Source organism: Caulobacter sp. BK020, from assembly GCF_004342605.1.
Taxonomy (GTDB): domain Bacteria; phylum Pseudomonadota; class Alphaproteobacteria; order Caulobacterales; family Caulobacteraceae; genus Caulobacter.
Genome location: NZ_SLZL01000002.1, coordinates 11,887 through 31,133 on the forward strand (window position 1 = coordinate 11,887; position 19,247 = coordinate 31,133).

Annotated in this window: 15 protein-coding genes and 1 tRNA gene; 10 read left to right on the forward strand and 6 right to left on the reverse strand. The window is 68.1% G+C overall.

What is annotated here, in order from left to right:
* The first annotated feature begins 72 nt into the window (after window positions 1-72).
* Complete coding sequence (locus EV278_RS02455; protein ID WP_132086347.1) at window positions 73-510, forward strand: VOC family protein; 438 nt, start codon at window positions 73-75, stop codon at window positions 508-510.
* A gap of 43 nt (window positions 511-553) precedes the next feature.
* Here EV278_RS02455 and EV278_RS02460 read toward each other — a convergent pair whose 3' ends face one another.
* Together EV278_RS02460 and EV278_RS02465 are read right to left on the reverse strand one after the other, a co-directional pair.
* Window positions 554-988, reverse strand: coding sequence for a hypothetical protein (locus tag EV278_RS02460; RefSeq protein ID WP_132086348.1), 435 nt, complete (start codon window positions 986-988; stop codon window positions 554-556).
* A 95-nt stretch (window positions 989-1,083) separates the two neighbouring features.
* Window positions 1,084-2,160: an alkene reductase gene (locus EV278_RS02465; RefSeq protein ID WP_132086350.1), complete on the reverse strand. Its 1,077-nt coding sequence runs from the start codon at window positions 2,158-2,160 to the stop codon at window positions 1,084-1,086.
* A gap of 188 nt (window positions 2,161-2,348) precedes the next feature.
* Here EV278_RS02465 and EV278_RS02470 point away from each other — a divergent pair, with 188 nt between their 5' ends.
* The 3 genes from EV278_RS02470 (at window position 2,349) to EV278_RS02480 (ending at window position 3,784) form a co-directional block, all read left to right on the forward strand.
* Window positions 2,349-2,564 (forward strand): hypothetical protein, encoded by a 216-nt coding sequence (locus tag EV278_RS02470; protein ID WP_132086352.1) that lies wholly within the window; start codon window positions 2,349-2,351, stop codon window positions 2,562-2,564.
* Between the two features lie 5 nt (window positions 2,565-2,569).
* The gene (locus EV278_RS02475) at window positions 2,570-2,776 is read left to right on the forward strand and encodes a hypothetical protein (RefSeq protein ID WP_132086354.1); all 207 of its coding nucleotides are present in this window, start codon (window positions 2,570-2,572) and stop codon (window positions 2,774-2,776) included.
* 66 nt (window positions 2,777-2,842) lie between these two features.
* Complete coding sequence (locus EV278_RS02480; RefSeq protein WP_132086356.1) at window positions 2,843-3,784, forward strand: DUF808 domain-containing protein; 942 nt, start codon at window positions 2,843-2,845, stop codon at window positions 3,782-3,784.
* A 33-nt stretch (window positions 3,785-3,817) separates the two neighbouring features.
* Here EV278_RS02480 and EV278_RS02485 read toward each other — a convergent pair whose 3' ends face one another.
* Window positions 3,818-4,408, reverse strand: a complete 591-nt coding sequence (locus EV278_RS02485) for a sigma-70 family RNA polymerase sigma factor (protein ID WP_132086358.1) — start codon at window positions 4,406-4,408, stop codon at window positions 3,818-3,820.
* A gap of 255 nt (window positions 4,409-4,663) precedes the next feature.
* Between EV278_RS02485 and EV278_RS02490 the strand changes: the two genes are divergently transcribed.
* Window positions 4,664-6,292 (forward strand): ABC-F family ATP-binding cassette domain-containing protein, encoded by a 1,629-nt coding sequence (locus EV278_RS02490; protein ID WP_132086360.1) that lies wholly within the window; start codon window positions 4,664-4,666, stop codon window positions 6,290-6,292.
* A gap of 122 nt (window positions 6,293-6,414) precedes the next feature.
* Here EV278_RS02490 and EV278_RS02495 read toward each other — a convergent pair.
* The 3 genes from EV278_RS02495 to EV278_RS02505 form a co-directional block, all read right to left on the reverse strand.
* Window positions 6,415-6,489, reverse strand: a tRNA-Asn gene (locus EV278_RS02495).
* A gap of 195 nt (window positions 6,490-6,684) precedes the next feature.
* Window positions 6,685-8,931 carry a glycoside hydrolase family 3 protein gene (locus EV278_RS02500; protein ID WP_132086362.1) on the reverse strand — a complete coding sequence of 749 codons (2,247 nt, stop codon included), beginning with the start codon at window positions 8,929-8,931 and terminating at the stop codon, window positions 6,685-6,687.
* Window positions 8,932-8,989: 58 nt separating this feature from the next.
* A complete protein-coding gene (locus tag EV278_RS02505; RefSeq protein WP_132086364.1) occupies window positions 8,990-10,012 on the reverse strand; it encodes a LacI family DNA-binding transcriptional regulator in 1,023 nt (340 codons plus the stop codon).
* Between the two features lie 678 nt (window positions 10,013-10,690).
* On the opposite strand from EV278_RS02505, the gene EV278_RS02510 reads away from it, so the two are divergent.
* The 5 genes from EV278_RS02510 (at window position 10,691) to EV278_RS02530 (ending at window position 19,202) form a co-directional block, all read left to right on the forward strand.
* Window positions 10,691-13,756, forward strand: coding sequence for a TonB-dependent receptor (locus EV278_RS02510; RefSeq protein ID WP_132086366.1), 3,066 nt, complete (start codon window positions 10,691-10,693; stop codon window positions 13,754-13,756).
* A 150-nt stretch (window positions 13,757-13,906) separates the two neighbouring features.
* Window positions 13,907-15,445, forward strand: a complete 1,539-nt coding sequence (locus EV278_RS02515; RefSeq protein WP_132086368.1) for a tryptophan halogenase family protein — start codon at window positions 13,907-13,909, stop codon at window positions 15,443-15,445.
* 12 nt (window positions 15,446-15,457) lie between these two features.
* A complete protein-coding gene (locus tag EV278_RS02520; RefSeq protein ID WP_132086370.1) occupies window positions 15,458-16,972 on the forward strand; it encodes a tryptophan halogenase family protein in 1,515 nt (504 codons plus the stop codon).
* Between the two features lie 168 nt (window positions 16,973-17,140).
* Window positions 17,141-18,520: a DUF6880 family protein gene (locus EV278_RS02525; RefSeq protein WP_132086372.1), complete on the forward strand. Its 1,380-nt coding sequence runs from the start codon at window positions 17,141-17,143 to the stop codon at window positions 18,518-18,520.
* A 109-nt stretch (window positions 18,521-18,629) separates the two neighbouring features.
* Window positions 18,630-19,202 (forward strand): protein-L-isoaspartate O-methyltransferase, encoded by a 573-nt coding sequence (locus tag EV278_RS02530; RefSeq protein ID WP_132086374.1) that lies wholly within the window; start codon window positions 18,630-18,632, stop codon window positions 19,200-19,202.
* The last annotated feature ends 45 nt before the right edge of the window (window positions 19,203-19,247 follow it).

Consider the following 19,247-nt stretch of genomic DNA (forward strand, 5'->3'; position numbering starts at 1 on the left):
CGCAAATGTGGGGTGCGACGGCGGGCGGCGGCTGTATCCTGCGCCATGTTGATCTGACCCGAGGAGCCGCCCATGCGCTATCTGCACACCATGGTCCGCGTGAAGGACCTCGACGCCTCGCTGCGGTTCTATTGCCAGGGTCTGGGCCTGACCGAGATGTACCGGATGGAGAACGACAAGGGCCGTTTCACCCTGGTGTTCCTGGCCGCGCCGGAGGACGTCGAGCTAGCCCGGGAGCACAAGGCGCCGCTGGTCGAGCTGACCTACAACTGGGATCCCGAGGACTATCAGGGCGGGCGCAATTTCGGCCACCTCGCCTACCGGGTCGACGACATCTACGAGACTTGCCAGCGGCTGATGGACATGGGCGTGACGATCAACCGCCCGCCGCGCGACGGCCACATGGCCTTCGTCCGCTCGCCCGACAACATCTCGGTCGAACTGCTGCAGGACGGCAGCCTGGAACCCGCCGAGCCGTGGGTTTCGATGCCCAACATCGGCGCTTGGTAGTGGGGGCGACTTTTAAAACGTCCAGGACGTTCGAGTTCGCCGGTCAGACCAGCTTCACCCTCGGCTCCGGCGGCTGGTACGCCGCCGCCAGGGCTTCCAGCCGGACGGCCGGGTCTTCGATGATCGCCAACCAGGCCAGCCGCGCCAGTTCCAGCCGGTAGTCGGCCGCATAGCCGACCGAGAACGGCGACGGCGTGCTGCCGGGCGGCTCGGCGGCCTTGGCGTTGACCAGCTTCTGGCGGGCCAGGACGGCGGGGCGGTCGATCAGGATCTCGCCTTCGCCGGCCGCCACCCAGCCGTCGACCAGGGCGCAGACGGCCACCGCGTGAAAGACCGTGACGGGCAGGGGGCGCTTCTGCGGCGCCGGCTCGGCCGCCATGGTCGGCTTGACGGCGTTGGCCGGGCTGGTGATGTGGAAGGCCAGGGCGTTGGCGCCGCGTTGCAGGACGGTCTTCCAGTGATCGTTGGTCGCGCTCATGGTTAAGCCTGTATCCGCTACGCGCCGCGTGGTGAAGTCCCAACGCGGTAATTGGCGCGGCGGATACAGGCTTGAGCGGAAATCCCGCTTCGGTCCTATTCGGCCGCGGCCGGAACGGGCGTCCTGAGGACGGGGTAGTCGGTATAGCCGCGACCGTCGCCGCCATAGAAGGTGCTCGGGTCCGGATCGTTCAGCGGCGCCCCCAGGCGCAGGCGCTCCACCAGGTCCGGGTTGGCGATATAGGCCTTGCCGAAGGCCACGGCGTCGGCCTTGCCGGCGTCAAGCGCCGCCTGGGCGGCGGCGGCGGTGAACTTCTCGTTGACGATGTAGACGCCGCCGAAGGCCTTCTTCAGGTCGGCCGCCAGGCTGTCGGGACCGTCATATTCGCGGGCGCACAGGAAGGCGACGCCACGCTCGCCCAGTTCCCTGGCGACGTAGCCGAAGGTCGCGGCCAGGTCGCTGTCGCCCATGGAGTGGCTGTCGGCGCGCGGCGCCAGGTGCATGCCGACCCGGCCCGGGCCGAACACCGAGGCGGCGGCGTCGGCGACTTCCAGCATCAGGCGGGCGCGGTTCTCGATCGAGCCGCCGTAACGGTCGGTGCGCTGGTTGGAGCCGTCCTGCAGGAACTGGTCGATCAGGTAGCCGTTGGCGCCGTGGATCTCGACGCCGTCGAAGCCGGCGGCCTTGGCGTTTTCCGCGCCCTTGCGGAAGGCCTCGACCACGCCGACCACCTCGTCGGTCGTCAGGGCGCGGGGCGTCGGGTAGGGGCGCTCGGGCCGCAGCAGGCTGACATGGCCCCTGGCCGCGATGGCGCTGGGCCCAACCGGAAGCTCGCCGCCGTGGAACGACGGATCGGACACCCGGCCTACGTGCCAGATCTGCATGAAGATGCGGCCGCCCTTGTCGTGCACGGCCTTGGTGACCTGTTTCCAGCCCTCGACCTGGGCCTGGGACCAGATGCCCGGCACGCCCTGGTAGCCGACGCCCTGCGGCGTGACCGGCACGCCCTCGGTGATCAGCAGGCCGGCCGAGGCGCGCTGGGCGTAGTAGTCGGCCATCAGGGCGTTGGGGATCTGGGTGGGCCCGGCCCGCAGGCGGGTCAGCGGCGCCATGACGACGCGGTTAGGCAGCTCGAGGTCGCCGAGACGAAGCGGATCGAACAGAGTGGGCATGAAGCAGTCCCTGAAGCGGTTCGCCGACCTCGCGTCGGCGTCTCGCATATCTGGTTTCCCGCATCGCTACCGCAACTGCCACAGGCTCTGATTTTATTCTGGCGGCCGATGCAGGGAATCTGGGAGGTCGTTGCGGGGAACGGGGCTGCGCCCCGGTCGTTGGCTTGGGACCAGACTGGAGATCCGCCATGGCCCCACCCGACGTCACCAACGGCGACGAGACCGACGACGCCTACGACCCCTCCACGGTCGAGGCCAACCGCAACATCCAGCACGGCGGCGGCGTGGGCGCCCGTGACCTGGCCCGCCAGGACGAGCCGGCCGAGATCGTCACCCCCGACGGCGACGACAGCGACGACGACGCGCCCGTCGAGGCGCTGGGAACCGCCCATCCGAAGGACTGACCGTCATGGCCGAACTCAATACCGACAAGCGCGACAAGCTGCCCGACAAGGCCTTCGCCGAGCCGGACAAGCGTGCCTATCCGATCGAGGACAAGACGCACGCCCGCAACGCCAAGGCCCGCGCCAGCCAGGCGGTGAAGGCGGGCCGGATGTCCAAGGCCGAGGAACAACGGATCGACAGAAAGGCCGACGCGGTCTTGAAGAAGGGTTAGGGCTCGACCGGGACAAGCGGTCCGGTCTATTCGCCAAGCCTGACCCTTCGCCACAGAGAATCCGCCATGCCCTCCGGCCTCGCCGCTCTTCTCGACGACATCGCCGGCATCACCAAGCTGGCCGCCGCCTCGCTGGACGACGTGGGCGGCGCGGCCAGCAAGGCCGGCGTCAAGGCCGCCGGGGTGGTGGTGGACGACACCGCCGTGACGCCCGGCTACGCCATGGGCTTCACGCCCGATCGCGAGCTGCCGATCGTCTGGAAGATCGCGCTCGGCTCGTTCCGCAACAAGCTGCTGTTCCTTCTGCCGGGCGCCCTGATCCTCAGCGCCTTCGCGCCGTGGGCGGTGACGCCGATCCTGATGGTCGGCGGCGCCTACCTGGCCTTCGAGGCCACCGAGAAGATCCTCGAAGCCTTCGCGCACCATGAGGTCGCCGGCGAGGCGGTCGAGGACTTGGCCCTGAGCAGCGCCGAACTGGAGGCCGAGAAGGTCGGCGGCGCGATCCGGACGGACCTGATCCTGTCGGGCGAGATCATGGCCATCGCGCTGGCCGACGTCGCCGACAAGCCGCTGGCCGTCCAGGCGGCGGCCCTGGCGGTGATCGGCGTGGCGCTGACGGTGGCGGTCTACGGGGTGGTCGCCCTGATCGTGAAGATGGACGATATCGGCCTGAACCTGGCCCAGCGGTCCAACGCCGGGACCCGGGCCCTGGGGCGCGGCCTGGTCAAGGCCATGCCGGTGACCATGGAGGCCCTGACCGTGATCGGCACGGCGGCCATGCTGTGGGTCGGGGGCGGCATCATCGTCCACGGCCTGGAGCACTTCCACCTGACCCCCGTGCCGCATTGGGTCGAGGGCGCCTCGCATTGGGCCGGCGGGGTTCCGGGGGTTGGTCCGGTGACCGGCTGGCTGGCCATGGCGGCCGGCTCGGCCGTGGTCGGCCTGGTCGTCGGCGGCGTGATCGTGGGCGTGCTCCACCTGATCCCGCGCAAAAAGGCGGCGCACTGAGGCGCCGCCCTTACTGTCTTCCGAGATCGTCCGTCAGGCGGCGCGATCCGCCGAGCGATAGGCGTCGATGCGTTGGAAGATCGCCGCCATGGCCGCGTGGGCCGGCTGGTGGTCCTCGGCGATCTCACCCTTGGCGAAGATCTGGACCAGACGGTCGCGCGCCCGGCTGACCCGGCTCTTGATGGTGCCCAGCGCCGCCCCGGTGACGTCGCTGACCTCTTCATAGGACATGCCGGCGGCGCCGATCAGGATCAGGGCCTCGCGCTGGTCGGGCGGCAGCATGTCCAGGGCCCGACGCAGTTCGTCCAGTTCCAGGGAAGCGGTCGGATTGGAGATCGACACCAGGGTCTGTTCCGCCAGCTCCGGATCGAGGGCGCACGAGCGCCACGAGCGGCGCTTTTCCGAATAGAAGACGTTGCGCAGGATCATGAAGGTCCAGGCCTTCATGTTGGTGCCGGGCTGGTAGGATTCCCGCGAGGCCAGGGCCTTGGCCAGGGCGTCCTGGGCCAGGTCATCGCCATGGCTGGCGTTGCCGGTCAGCGAGCGGCCGAAGGCGCGCAGCTGAGGGATCAGGGCGACGAGCTCGCGTTCGAAGGTCGTCTTGGCCGAGTCTTGGTGGGTCATGGTGATGGTCCCCGTTGCAGAGACTGAACGCGCTCAGCCAACCAAGGCTCCGCTTCGAGGTAAAAATATTTGACGATCGCGAGCGTCGGCGGGCCTTCGAGGATCGCCATCACCGTCCAAGACGGAGCGCGTCCATGTCGGCGATGTCGAGAGACCGGGTCCGCCCGGCGAAACCCGCGAGGCCGTGGCCGGTTCCGGCGATCTAGTCGGCTCAAGGACTGGTGTTCTCCTCCCACCCGCGTTAGCAGACCGCCCATGATCCGCCTCGACAACATCTCCAAGCAAAACGGCCACCAGATCCTGTTCATCGAAGCCTCGATGGGCATCCAGAAGGGCGAAAAGGTCGGACTGGTCGGCCCGAACGGCGCCGGCAAGACGACGCTGTTCCGCATGATCACCGGCCAGGAGCAGCCCGACGACGGGCTTGTCGCGATCGATCCCGGCATGAGGATCGGCTATTTCAGCCAGGATGTCGGCGAGATGTCGGGCCAGAGCGCGGTCGCCGCGGTGATGGACGGCGTCGGTCCCGTCAGCGCGCTGGCGGCCGAAATGGCCAAGCTCGAGGCGGCCATGGTCGATCCGGACCAGGCCGACCAGCTGGACGCCGTCATGGAACGCTATGGCGAGGTGCTGGAACGCTTCCAGGAACTGGACGGCTATGCGCTGGAGGCGCGGGCGCGCGAGGTGCTGGCCGGCCTGAGCTTCAGCCAGGAACGCATGGACGGGGATGTCGGCATGCTGTCCGGCGGCTGGAAGATGCGCGTGGCGCTGGCCCGCATCCTGCTGATGCGCCCCGACGGCATGCTGCTGGACGAGCCCAGCAACCACCTGGACCTGGAAAGCCTGATCTGGCTGGAGGCGTTCCTGAAGAACTACGACGGCGCGCTGCTGATGACCTCGCACGATCGCGCCTTCATGAACCGCATCATCGGCAAGGTGGTGGAGATCGACGCGGGAACCTTGATCAGCTATTCGGGCGATCTGGACTTCTACGACCAGCAGCGCGCGCTGGGCGAGGCGCAACGCCAGGCGCAGTACGAACGCCAGCAGGCCATGCTGGCCAAGGAAATCAAGTTCATCGAGAAGTTCAAGGCGCGCGCCTCGCACGCCGCCCAGGTCCAGAGCCGGGTCAAGAAGCTCGACAAGATCGAACGCGTCGAGGCTCCGCGCCGCCGCCAGTCGGTTCAGTTCGAATTCCAGAGCCCGCCGCGGTCGGGCGAAGACGTGATCAGCCTGCGCAATGTCCACAAGGGCTACGGCGCCCGGCCGATCTATGAGGGCCTGGATTTCCTGGTCCGCCGCAAGGAGCGCTGGTGCGTCCTGGGCGCCAACGGCGCCGGCAAGTCGACCCTGCTGAAACTGGTCGCCGGCGACACCAAGCCCGACCAGGGCGCGGTCAATGTCGGGGCCAGTGTGAAGATGGGCTATTTCGCCCAGCACTCCATGGACCTGCTGGACGGCGAAGAGACGATCTTCGAGTCCCTGGAGCGTTCGTTCCCGCAGGCGGGGCAGGGGAGCTTGCGAACCCTGGCGGGCTGCTTTGGCTTCTCCGGCGACGATGTCGAAAAACCCTGCCGCGTCCTGTCCGGCGGCGAGAAGGCGCGTCTGGTCATGGCCAAGATGTTGTTCGACCCGCCGAACCTGCTGGTGCTGGACGAGCCGACCAACCACCTGGACATGGTCACCAAGGAGATGCTGGTGAAGGCCCTGGCGGACTTCGAGGGCACCATGCTGTTCGTCTCGCACGACCGCCATTTCCTGGCGGCGCTGTCGAACCGCGTGCTGGAACTGACGCCCGAGGGCGTCCACCAGTACGGCGGCGGCTACACGGAATATGTCGCCCGCACGGGCCAGGAAGCGCCAGGACTGCACCCGGGAGCCTAGGGCGCTCGCGGGCCGAGGGAGGAAGGCTGGTCGGCAGGTCGCTTTGATCTGTCGACGGAAGCGAACCTGGCCCGGATACGAAAAATCCGGCCGAAAGGCCGGATTTCTCTCAAGACCAGAGGTGGCTCCGCGGGTAGGATTCGAACCTACGACCAGCCGGTTAACAGCCGGCTGCTCTACCACTGAGCTACCGCGGAACAGGTCGCCTCAGGAAGAGGCCGGGTGATAGCCGCCGATTTGACTCGGTGCAAGCGCATTCGGACAAAAAAACAGCCCGGTCGACGACCGGGCTGTGGAAAGTCAGTGATGTGGGGTGTCTTCAAGAAAGACCAGTCGAAATTCGGCTTTTATGGTTAATCGGACCTTAATTTCACCTGCGACCAAATGGCTCCTCAGCGCTTGATCAGGCCGACGGGAATCGACCGGGCGGCGAGCGCGACCTGGGCCTTGGCGGCCGTGTCGCGCGACGAGGTGCCCAGGCTGACCGTGTAGTCGCCAGCCGCCACCGACCAGCCGTGGGCCTTGTCGTTCCAGGTGGCCAGCAGGCGCGGATCGACGCTCAGCGACACCCTTGTGGTCGCGCCGGGCGCCAGCTCGACCTTCCTGAAGCCCGCCAGGCGCTGGGGCGCTTCCCAGCCGCCCGCCTGGGGCGCGACATAGACCTGCGGCACGGCCTTGCCGGTCCGCTTGCCGGTGTTCCTGACGTCGAAGCTGACGGTCAGGACGCCGCCCTTGGCCTCGGCCTTCAGGTTGTCGTAGGCGAAGGTCGTGTACGACAGGCCGTGGCCGAAGGCGAACAGCGGCTGGTGGCCCTTCTTGTCGAACCACTTGTAGCCAACCGCCGCGCCCTCGATCGTATAGTCGACCGCGAACAGGTCGTCGGGCTTCTTCGGATCGCCGTCCAGCACCGGGCGCGGCAGCTGGTCCAGGGCGGCCGGGAAGGTGACGGGCAGGCGGCCCGAGGCGTCGACCGCGCCGGTCAGCACGCTGGCGATCGCCTCGCCGCCTTCCGAGCCGGGGTACCAGGCCTCGACCACCGCGCCGACCTTGGACAGCCACGGCATCAGCACCGGGCCGCCGGTCTCCAGCACCACCACCGTCTTGCCATTGGCCGAGGCGACGGCGTCGATCAGGGCGTCCTGGTCGTTTTCCAGCGTCAGGGGGCTGTCGAAGGCCTCGCCGTTCCACTGGGTGGCGAACACCAGGACCACGTCGCTGGCGGCGGCCAGCTTGGCGGCGGCGGCCTTGTCCTTGCCGTCGGCGAACTGGATGTCGGCGCCGGGCAGGCGGGCCTTCAGCGCCTTCAGCGGCGAGGAGGGGAAATAGATCATCGGGCCGGGCCAGGTGGCCGGACCCTCGCCCTGCACGGCGCGGCCGCCGATCGGGTAGACCTGGGACGAGCCGCCGCCCGACAGCACGCCGACGTCGGCATGGCCGCCGATCACGGCGATCTTCCTGGCCATCGACAGGAGCGGCAGCAGGCTCTTGTCGTTCTTCAGCAGCACCACGCCTTCCTCGGCGTCGGCCCGGGTGGCCTTGGCGTGGGCGGCGTAGTCGATCGACGCGATCTTGACCGGCTTTTCGACCACGCCGCTGGCGAACAGGCCGCGCAGCACGCGGCGGGCCATGTCGTCGAGCCGGGCCTGGCTGACCTCGCCCGACTTCAAGGCGTCCTTCAGCGCTCCCTTGAAGAACGGCTGGGTGTCGAATGCGTCGCCGGCTGATTCCTGGTCGAGGCCGGCGTTGATCGCCTTGGCGCTGGAATGGGCCGCGCCCCAGTCGGACATCACGTAGTTCTTGTAGCCCCAGTCCTGCTTGAGGACCTTGTTGAGCAGGAAGTCGTTCTCGCAGGCGTAGTCGCCGTTGACGCGGTTGTAGGCGCACATCACCGCGTGCGGGTCGGAGGCCTCGATGGCGAACTGGAAGGCCAGCAGGTCGGAGGTGCGCAGGTCGGTCTCGCCGATCCTGGCGTCCAGCACGAAGCGGCCGGTTTCCTGGGCGTTCAGGGCGTAGTGCTTGATGGTCGAGACGATGGCGTTGGACTGGATGCCCTTGATCTGGGCCCCCACCATCTGGCCGGCCAGCCAGGGGTCCTCGCCGCCATATTCGAAGTTGCGGCCGTTGCGCGGTTCGCGGACCAGGTTCACGCCGCCGGCCAGCATGACGTTGAAGCCCGAGGCGCGGGCCTCGGCGCCGATCATCGCCCCGCCGGCCTGGGCCAGTTGCGGGTTCCAGGTGGCGGTGGTGGCCATGCCGGAGGGCAGGGCGGTGCGCTCGCGCTTGTTGGGCTCGCCGCCCTGGGTGGCCACGCCGACGCCGGCGTCGGTCTGGAACTGGGCCGGGATGCCCAGGCGGGCGATTCCCGGCACGTAGCCGGCCGAGCCGGCCAAGGCCTCGGGCACGCGCTTGTACTTGTCGCCCATGTCGGCGCCGAAGAAGCCGAAGATGACCGTCAGCTTCTCGTCCTGGGTCATGGCCTTGACCGCCAGGTCGGCGCGCGTGTCGGCGTCCAGCTTGGGGTTCAGCCACGGACGGGCGGCGGGGGCGGAGGTCTGGGCGCACGCGGTGGAAGCCAGGACGCCGGCGGACGCGCCGAGCATGAGGGCCAGGGCCGGGCCCCGCCAGGTCTGTCGGTTCATAGTACCTCCCGTTCTATCGGCGCGGACGATACTCGCCGGCGCATGTTGGAATTGCGGCCTAGCTGGTTCGGGCCGGGCCGGTGGAATCGCGGATCACCAGGCTGTGCTGGGTCAGGATGGTCGCCGCCGCCTTGCCGAGCGCGGCGTTGGCGCTCCAGGCGTTGAGGGCGGTGATCGCCCGCTGGGTCATCTGGTCGAACGGCTGGCGGATCGTGGTCAGGGAGGGCCAGATCGCGGCGGCGATCGGCGCGTCGTCGAAGCCGACCACCGACAGCTCGTCGGGCAGCTTCAGGCCGCGCCGCTGGGCCTCCATGCAAGTGGCGGCGGCCATGTCGTCATTGGCCGCGAAGATGGCGGTCGGCGGATCGTCCATGTCCAGCAGGGCCTGGGCGCCGGCCAGGCCGCCCTTGAAGCTGAAGTCGCCGGGGACGATCAGGGCGGGATCCGGGCGCGGCTTGCCGGCCGCGGCGTAGGCTTCGTAGAAGCCGTTGCGGCGCAGGGTGCTGGCGGCGTGGTCGGGATGGCCGGCGATGTGGCCGATCCGTTCGTGTCCCAGGCTGAACAGGTGCTCGACCACCTCTCGGGCGGCGGCGCGGTCGTCCATCACGATGCTGGGCGACAGGGAATCAGGGCTGGTCGGTGAGATCAGCACGCAGCGTACGCCGTGCTCGCGCAACAGGGCCTTCAGCGGCGCGAAATCGCATTCGGGCGGCAGCAGCACCATCTCGCGGATGCCGCCCTCGGTCACGAAGGCGCGGATGCGGTTCTGCCAGCCGGCCATGTCGCCCTCGACCAGCTCGGCCGACAGGTGGCGGCCGTTCTGCAGGCAGGCGACCATCAGGGCGTGGTGGATCCGGGTCTGGTAGCCGCCGCTGGGGTCGCCCATCAGGATGCCGACCGCCGGGGCGGCCTGGGCGCGCAGGCCCCGCGCCACGGCGTTGGGATGGTAATCCAGGGCCTGCATGGCGGCTTGCACCCGCTCGCGGGTCTTGGCGCTGACGCTCTCGTGGTCGTTCATCACCCGCGAGACGGTCTTGGGCGACACGCCCGCCTGCAGCGCCACATCGTGGATCGTCGCCATGACCTTGTTGCACCCGGACTCCAGGGATCGCCACGCGCCGACCATCCTGGTCGTCGCCTGCCCCCGCCGCCCAAGCCATAGCCTAGCCCGACAACGATGTCATGCGGCAGGACAAATATTTGTCCGATGGTGGACATCCAATAAGACATTTCGGGTCAAATCCAATGGTTTCAGGCGGAAATCGCGGGATGACGTTGGGGAAGCTCCCGGTCGAGCTTACGTTAGGCTCGCGATTAGCGTGTCGGGAAAAGGCTTGACCCTCCTCACCAGGTTCGCGGCTGGTCGAAGCCTTATCCTGATTGTAATACTAATGAAAACAATGAATTAATTTGAGCCCGACCATTGGTCGGCAGGGCGGAGAGGTCCGATGCGCGAGCGTTTTTGCATAGGCGCGTCGCAAAATGACAACGTTGACATTTCGATTGACACGACAAGGACATTTGTCGATCTTGAGACACGGCTGGGGAGGGCGTGAGCCAGCGCGGACGTCGAGAGGCGTCGGTTCGCCAGCGAAATTCGCTTGAAGACGGGACCGGCGGCTCAGCCGAGCGCCCCGACGACAGGTGAAGCCAAGACGCAGCCCGCGCCGAAACCGGCCGGGTCAAGAACGGCCATAAAAACGTTTGGGGAGCGAAGACCTTGTCCAATCCACGAAACCAGTCCGCTTGGACGCGGGGCATGACCCTGGCGCTGCTGGCGGGGGCCTCGTCCATGGCCCTGGCCACGGGCGCCCACGCCCAGGCCGCGCCCGACGATTCGGCGCAGGTCGAGGAAATCGTCGTCACCGGCATCCGCGGCTCGCAGATGCGCTCGGTCGACGTCAAGCGCCGCGAGGCCTCGATCGTCGACGCCATTTCGTCGGAAGACATCGGCAAGCTGCCCGACGTCACCATCGCCGACTCGCTGCAGCGGATCCCGGGCATCCAGATCAAGCGCGACGCGGGCGAGGGCGCGACGGTCAACATCCGCGGCCTGGCCCAGGTCATCACCCTGCTGAACGGCGAGCAGTACCTCAGCGCCGGCAACATGGGCTCGGCCCAGCCGAACCTGCTGGACGTGCCGTCGCAGCTGATGAACTCGGTGGTGGTCTACAAGTCGACCGACCCGACCAACGCCCTGTCGGGCATCACCGGCACCATCGACCTGCGCACCCGCCGTCCGTTCCAGATGGAGCAGGGGCTGTCGATCGCCGGCGGCGTCGAAGGCCAGCGCGGCGAGCGCACCAAGGAAAACGACTACCTGATTAACGGCCTGGTCAACTGGCGCAACGACCGCGTCGGCCTGATGGTCTCGGCCGCGGCCAGCAAGGCCAACCTGGGCAACAACTCGTCGGGCGTTGTGGGCCTGTCGGGCAACAACGACTGGGGCGGCTCGGCCGCCAACAACTTCATCTCGCCGCACGGCTTCGAGAGCTTCCACCGCGAGGTCGAGCGCAAGCGCCTGGGCGTCAACGTCGCCTTCGAAGCCGACTTGGGCGAGGGTTTCACCCTGGTGGCCGAGGGCTTCTACGCCAAGCTCGACGAGTACAACCGCGCCGCCGGCATCAACATCTCCAACCGTTGGGACGGCGGCGCCTTCGGTGTCTGGACGACCCCGACCGCGTTCGAGAACACCGGCGAGGTCAGCACCGGCAACGGCCGCCCCTGGCTGGCGGTCGACGAGTACGACATCAACGCCTGGTGGGTGAACAGCTTCTCGGTCAATCGCACCACCAAGTCGGAGACCAAGAACTACAACCTCGAACTGAAGTACGACAACGGCGGCAACTTCACCAGCGAGGTGCGGGCGATCCGCGCCAACGGCGACCGCCTCAGCATGAACGGCCAGGCCCAGGGCGACCTCAGCAACTGGCAGTACGCGCCGGGCCGCTTCACGCTGTTCCGCAACCCCGACGACCGCACGCGCGGCCCGTTCTATCCGGCCTCGATCTGCGCCCAGTATCCGGCGTCGCAACGCAGCAACGCCGTCGTGGGCAGCGCCGGGGGCTGCTACCTGAACCCCAACCCGCTGGGCTACGGCGCCAATCCGCAGCTGCACTACAACATCGGGGGCAACAAGGCGGTCTGGAGCGGCTTCGACAACCCCCTGGCCGGCGGCCTGGGGGCGGGCAAGACCCTCAAGGACTACATGGCCAACAAGGACAGCTACGCGATCGCGGCGTTCTCCTCGGAAGGTAATAACGAGATCGAATCGGACATGAACGTGTTCCGCGCCGAGGGACACTACAAGTTCGACAACAACTTCCTGGGCTTCATCACCAAGATCGACGCCGGCGTCCGCCAGAGCGACCGTTCGGTCGAGGTCGAGGCGTTCCACCTGTTCTCGCCGTTCTACGGCGGCACGCCGGGCGCGGTGCAGGCCAACGGCACGCCGGTGCCGGCCGCGGGCTGCTTCGCCCAGTGGAAGGCCATCGACGTGGTCATGAACCAGGACCAGTGCCAGGCCGGCGAGTTCGTGCCCAATCCGCTGGGCGGCGCTCCGGTCTTCCAGGGCTACACGGTCAACAAGCCGACCAAGATCGACGCCTACAACAACGTCATCTGGATGGACGACCTGGGCAGCATCACCCAGGGCATCCCGGGCTTCTGGGTTGTCGATCCGCATGACTTCGACAATGTGGCCGCCTTCCAGCAGAAGGTGTTCGGCGCGGCCGTGCGCTACCAGATCCCCGGCGCGACCTACGACGTGACCCTGAAGGAGCAGAGCGCCTACGCCGACGCCAATTTCGAGATCGGCAAGCTGTCGGGCAACATCGGCCTGCACGTCATCCAGACCGACCTGCTGGTGAAGCAGAACCTGACGGGCGCCACCCAGAACTACGGCGACACCAACCTGGACGTCGGCGACACGGTCACCCGCCGCAAGTACACCGACTGGCTGCCGTCGCTGAACGCGGTCTACGACTTCGACGACCACCTGAAGTTCCGCTTCGCCTATTCCAAGACGATGCAGCCGCTGGACCTGGGCAACTACGGCGGCGGTCTCAGCATCTCGACGGCCGACTGCGGCACCAAGCCGGGCCGCTGCGTGACGGGCGCCAGCTCGTCGGGCAACCCGTACCTGGATCCGTGGCGCTCGACCAACTTCGACGGCGCGATCGAGTACTATTTCGGCGGAGCCTCGATGGTGAACCTGTCGGCCTTCAAGCTGAAGATCGACAGCTTCGTCACCGGCGGCACCACCACCGGCACCTTCAAGGACGAGGACGGCACGCCGCGCACCGTCAACGTCACCCAGCCCATCCAGGGCGACGGCGGTTCGGTCAAGGGCCTGGAAGTCGGCACGAAGCTGGCCTTCAGCGACCTGCTGCCGGGCGGCGGCTTCTTCTCGAACTTCGGGGTCGACGCCAACGCCACCTATTCGCCCAGCTCGGAGTCGCGCCTGGGCCTGGATGGCAAGAAGCTGCCCTTCACCGACAACTCCAAGTACCAGTACAATCTCGTCGGCTGGTACCAGGACGACAAGTGGCAGGCCCGCGTCGCCTACAACTACCGGACCGACCGCCTCAGCAGCGTCTCCGGCAGCTCCGGCGACAACCTGGCGGTGTTCCAGGACGCCACCGGCTTCGTCGACGTGAACGTCAGCTACAATGTTCGCGACAACATCGTCGTCTACCTCAACGGCTCGAACGTCAGCGGCGAGATCGAGAACTACTACGTGAAGTTCGCGGACGGTAAGACCCAGTACTTCAGCCAGAACCAGTTCGAACCGCGATACACCCTCGGCATCCGCGCCAAGTGGTGATCTAGACCAGCCCTTCCCTGCGGGCCGCTGCGACCCCTGTCGCAGCGGCTTCTTTTTTCGAGCGGGGCGGCTAGCATGATTACGACCAAGACGGGCGCGGGAAGCCCGCGAGAGGAAGCCGCCAGCGCTTCGATCGAGGGAGTGAGCCACATGCAGGACAGCGCGCGCGACCGGCGCATCCGCGACATCGTCATCGTCGGCGGCGGCACGGCCGGCTGGATGGCCGCGGCCAGCCTGAGACAGCATTTCGGCGCCGCGCCGGTGACCATCACCCTGATCGAGTCCTCCGAGATCGGCACGATCGGGGTGGGCGAGGCGACGATCCCGACCATCCGCCGGTTCTACCAGGCCCTTGGCCTGTCCGACATCGACGTGCTGCGGGCCACTGGCGGCACCTGCAAGCTGGGCATCCGCTTCAACGACTGGACCGCGCCCGGCGCGTCGTTCATCCACCCCTTCGGCCTCTACGGCCAGGACCTGAAGGGCGTCTCCTTCCACCACTACTGGATGCGGCTGCGGGCCCTGGGCGAGGATGTCCCGATCAGCGACTACTCGCTGGGCGCCAGCCTGGCCGCCGGCGGCAAGTTCACCACCCCGTCGCGCAACCCGCCCTCGACCCTGTCGGTGTTCGACTGGGCCCTGCATTTCGACGCCGGCCTGTTCGCCCGGCTGATGCGCCAGGTCGCCGAGCAGAACGGCGTGCGCCGCATCGACGCCAGGATCGTCAAGACCAACCTTCGGGCCGAGGACGGCTTCATCGAGTCGGTGTCGCTGGACAGCGGCGCGACCGTGGCGGGCGACCTGTTCATCGACTGCTCGGGTTTCCGCGGCCTGCTGATCGAGGAGGCCCTGCACACCGGCTACGAGGACTGGAGCCCGTGGTTGCTGTGCGACAGCGCCCTGGCCGTTCAGAGCGAAGGGCAGGGCGCGCCGCCGCCCTATACCGACGTCACCGCCCACGAGGCTGGCTGGCGGTGGCGGATCCCGCTGCAGCACCGCTGGGGCAACGGCTACGTCTATTCCAGCCGCCACACCACGGACGAGGCGGCCAGGGCCGTCCTGACCGGCGCGCTGGACGAGCGCCTGCTGCACGAGCCGCGCAAGATCGGCTTCCATCCCGGCCGCCGCCTGAAGGCCTGGAACAAGAACTGCATCGCCCTGGGCCTGGCCTCGGGCTTCCTGGAGCCGCTGGAAAGCACCAGCATCGCCCTGATCGAGACCGGCATCGAGAAGATCAAGGCGCTGTTCCCCAACCGCGACTTCGACCCGGCGGTGGTCGACGAGTTCAATGAGATGTCGCGGCTGGAGATGGAGCGCGTGCGCGACTTCATCATCCTGCACTACAAGCTCAACCAGCGTCCCGATGACCCGACGGGCTTCTGGACCCATTGCCGCCAGATGACGGTCCCCGACACCCTCCAGAAGAAGATCGACCTGTGGCGCGCCCAGGGCCACTTCGTCCGCTACCGCTGGGAAATGTTCTCGCCGCCCAGCTGGCTGGCGATCTATGCCGGTTTCGGCCTACTGCCCGAAACCTACGATCTCAGCGTCGACGGGTTCGACGCCGGCCAGCTGTCGGCCGCCCTGGCCGAAATGCGCAAGGCCGTGGCCGACACCGTCGCCGCCACCCGCGCCCACGGCGACTTCATCGAACAGTACGCCCGTCCCCAGCCGGTCGCGGCCGAGTAGGAACCCTCAGAGATGGCCCACCTGAACAAGATCGTCATCGTCGGCGGCGGCTCGGCCGGCTGGATCTGCGCGGCCATGCTCAGCCACTATTTCCAGAACGGCCCGACGGCGATCGAGCTGGTGGAGTCCGAGGAGATCGGCACGATCGGGGTGGGGGAGTCCACCATCCCGCCGTTCCTCCAGCTGATCCGCACCCTGGGGATCAACGAGCAGGAATTCATCCAGGAAACCCAGGCCGCCTTCAAGCTGGGCATCCGCTTCGAGAACTGGCTGGAGAAGGGCGACGTCTATTATCACCCGTTCGGCCAGATCGGCGGGCCGCTGGAGGTCAACGAGTTCTACCAGTGCTGGCTGCGGGCCAAGCAGAACGGCCATCCTTCGAAGCTGCAGGACTTCGCCCCGGCCTCGGTGATGGCGCAGGCGGGCAAGTTCATGCTGCCGGCGGCGGCGCAGAAGACGATGATCGCCAACGCCAACTACGCCCTGCACGTCGATGCGCGGCTGGTGGCCCTGTACCTGCGCAGGTTCGCCGAGGCGCGGGGCGTGACACGCACCGAGGGCGTCGTCACCGACGTGGCGACCCGTTCCGACGGCGGCGTCCAGAAGGTGATCCTGAAGGACGGCCGCGAGGTGGCCGGCGACTTCTTCGTCGACTGCTCGGGCTTCCGCGCCCTGCTGATCGGCAAGACCCTGGGCGAGCCGTTCCGCGACTGGAGCGACGTGCTGCTGTGCGACCGCGCCGTCGTGGCCCAGACCGAGAATGTCGGACCACCCCATCCCTATACCCTGGTCCAGGCCCAGGATTTCGGCTGGCGCTGGCGCATCCCGCTGCAGCATCGCGCGGGCAACGGCTATGTATTCGCCAGCAAATACCTGAGCGACGACGAGGCCACGGCCACCCTGATGAGCCAGATCCAGGGCGAGGTGGTGCTGGGTCCCAACATCATTCCGTTCAAGACCGGCGTGCGCGAGCGGCCGTGGGTCAGGAACGTGGTGTCGATCGGCCTGTCGTGCGGCTTCATCGAGCCGCTGGAATCCACGGCCCTGCACCTGATCTACAAGGGCATGGACTATCTGCTGCGGTTCATGCCGGACATGGACGCCGACCCGATCCTGGCCGCCGAATACAATCGCCGCATGGTCGCCGACTACGAGGAGATTCGCGACTTCATCGTCCTGCACTACGTGACCACCCGGCGCGACGACACCCCGTTCTGGCGCGACTACCAGCAGGTGGCGCCGCCCGAGAGCCTTCGCGAGCGCATGGCGCTGTTCAAGGCCGCCGGCGTGCTGCGTGACGGCGTCGACGACATGTTCCGCGCGCCCAGCTGGCAGTCGGTGATGGAAGGCATGGGCGTGCGGCCCGACCGCTACCAGCAGCTGGTCGACCGCATTCCGCTGAGCGTGATCATGAACCTGATGGACAAGTCGGCCCCCATGCTGGCCGCCGTCGTGGCTGCCCTGCCCAGCCACGAGGAGTTCCTGCGAACCCATTGTCCGGCCGCGCCTTTGAGGCGGTCGGCTTAGGGGGGCGAACCGGCTTGACGTCCTGACCGGTCCACCGCCTGTGACCTTGCGGATCAGGGACCGGGAGAACGTCGCCGCCGTCAGCCGTTTACAGTCGGCCGTGCTAAGGAACGGCGACGGACGCGGCGACTCGGTCGCGGACGGGACGGGAGAACTCCGCTGGCGACGGTGAAGCGCACGGGCTCGAAAAAGACCCTGACCACGGCCAACCTGGCCGCCCTGGGCGCCGAGCGGCTGGCCGAGCTGCTGATCGACGTCGCCGAGGGCCACGCCCAGATCAAGCGGCGGCTGCGCCTGGAGCTGGCGGGCGAGATCGGCCCGGAGGACCTGGCCGCCGAGCTGGCCAAGCGTCTGGACGCCATCGCCGACAGCCGGGCCCGTATCCACTGGCGCAAGCACAAGGAGTTCGTCCGCGAGCTCGACATGCAGCGCGCCCTGATCGTAGGCCGGCTGGCCGAGCTGGACCCGAGCCTGGCCCTGCCGATGATGCTGCGGTTCCTGGGCCTGGCCGAAGGGGTGTCGCACCGCACCGCCGACGCCAAGGGCGAGATCGAGGCGGTGTTCGACGTCGCCATCGACGATCTGGCGGCGATCGCACCCCTGGCCTTGCCCGATCCGAGGGCCTTGGGCGACCAGCTTCTCGACCTGCTGCTGCACGGCCGGGCGGGGCTGGGCCCGCGGGCCTTGAAGAACGCCCTGCCGGCCCTGGGCGCCGAGGGCGTGGCGGCCTTGCGGGCCCGGATCGAGACGACCATGGCCTCGCAGAAGCGGGTCAGTGGCGCGCTGAAGGCCGCCGTCCAGGTGCTGGCCGACGCCCAGGGCGATGTCGACGGCTATATCGCCCAGTTCACCGACTCCCAGGCCGTGCTGCCGCCGATCGGGGCGCAGATCGCCCGTCGGCTGACGGCGGCGGGCCGGCTGGACGAGGCCGTCGCGGCGCTGGATCGCTCGACGCCGGGTTCGTTCGCCCAACTGGTCGGGACCGTGCTGGGGCGGCCGACCTTGCCTGGGCCCGGCGCCCTGGACTGGGAGGACGCCTATATCGAGGTGCTGGAGGCGCGCGGGCAGGGCGACCTGGCCCAGGACATGCGCTGGACCAGCTTCGAGCGCGGCCTGTCGGTCGAACGGCTGCGCGACCATCTCAAGCGCCTGCCCGATTTCGACGACGTCGAGGCCGAGGAGAAGGCCCTGGCCCACGCCGAGGACTTCCACGACGTCCATGCGGCCCTGGATTTCCTGATCCGCTGGCCGGCCTGGGACCGGGCCGCGCGGCTGGTGCTGCGCCGGTCCGCCGACCTGGACGGCGATCGGCCGGAGCTGCTGGAGCCCGCCGCCCGCGCCATCGAGGGCCGCCATCCACTGGCCGCCACCCTGCTGCTGCGGGCCATGATCCTGGACACCGCCCGCTACGCCCGCACGGCCCGCTACAAGGACGCCCAGCGCCAGCTGCTGGAGGCCGCCTCCCTGGCCCCGGCCATCGCCGACTGGGACGGCCACGAAGACGCCGACGCCTTCGCCGCCCGGGTGGCCGGCTATCGGCGGTGGTGAGGCCGGCTTCAAGGCATTCTACAGCCTAGCTAGTAAAAACCCTCGATTGCCTAGGACCGAGCGGCGGACCTATAAGCGGCCTGAAAATTCCAGCCCTTCGAGGGATTCCATGAGCTCCGATTTCGCCGCCGCGCGCCTGAACATGGTCGAAAGCCAGATCCGCACGGCCGACGTCACCGACCTGCCGCTGCAGGACGCCCTGCGGGTGGTGCCGCGCGAGACCCTCGTGCCGGCCGGCAAGGGCTACCTGGCCTATGCCGACGTCGACGTCGAATACGCCCCCGGCCGCTGGCTGCTGCGCCCGCGCGACGTGGGCAAGCTGCTGCAGCACCTGCGTCCGCGGGAAGGCGACAAGGCCCTGGCCATCGCCGCGCCCTACGCCGCCGCCGTGCTGGAGCAGATGGGCCTGGCCGTCACCCGACTGGACGGCGACGACCTGACCGCCGTGCCGGGCGCGGGCTATGACGTGATCATCTGCGAGGGCGCCGTGCCGCGGGCCCCGGCCAGCTGGACCAAGGCTCTCGCCCAGGGCGGCCGGCTGGCGGTGATCGAGCGGGAAGGGCCGGTCGGCCGCGCCGCGATCTATGTCCGGGCCGAGGACGGCCTGGGCCGTCGCGCGGTGTTCGACGCCACCCCGCCGATGCTGGCCGGCTTCGCGGTCGAACAAGGCTTTGCGTTCTGACGACTTGGGTCCAGAAAGCTGGAGCGCAACGTTTGCGTGAAAAAA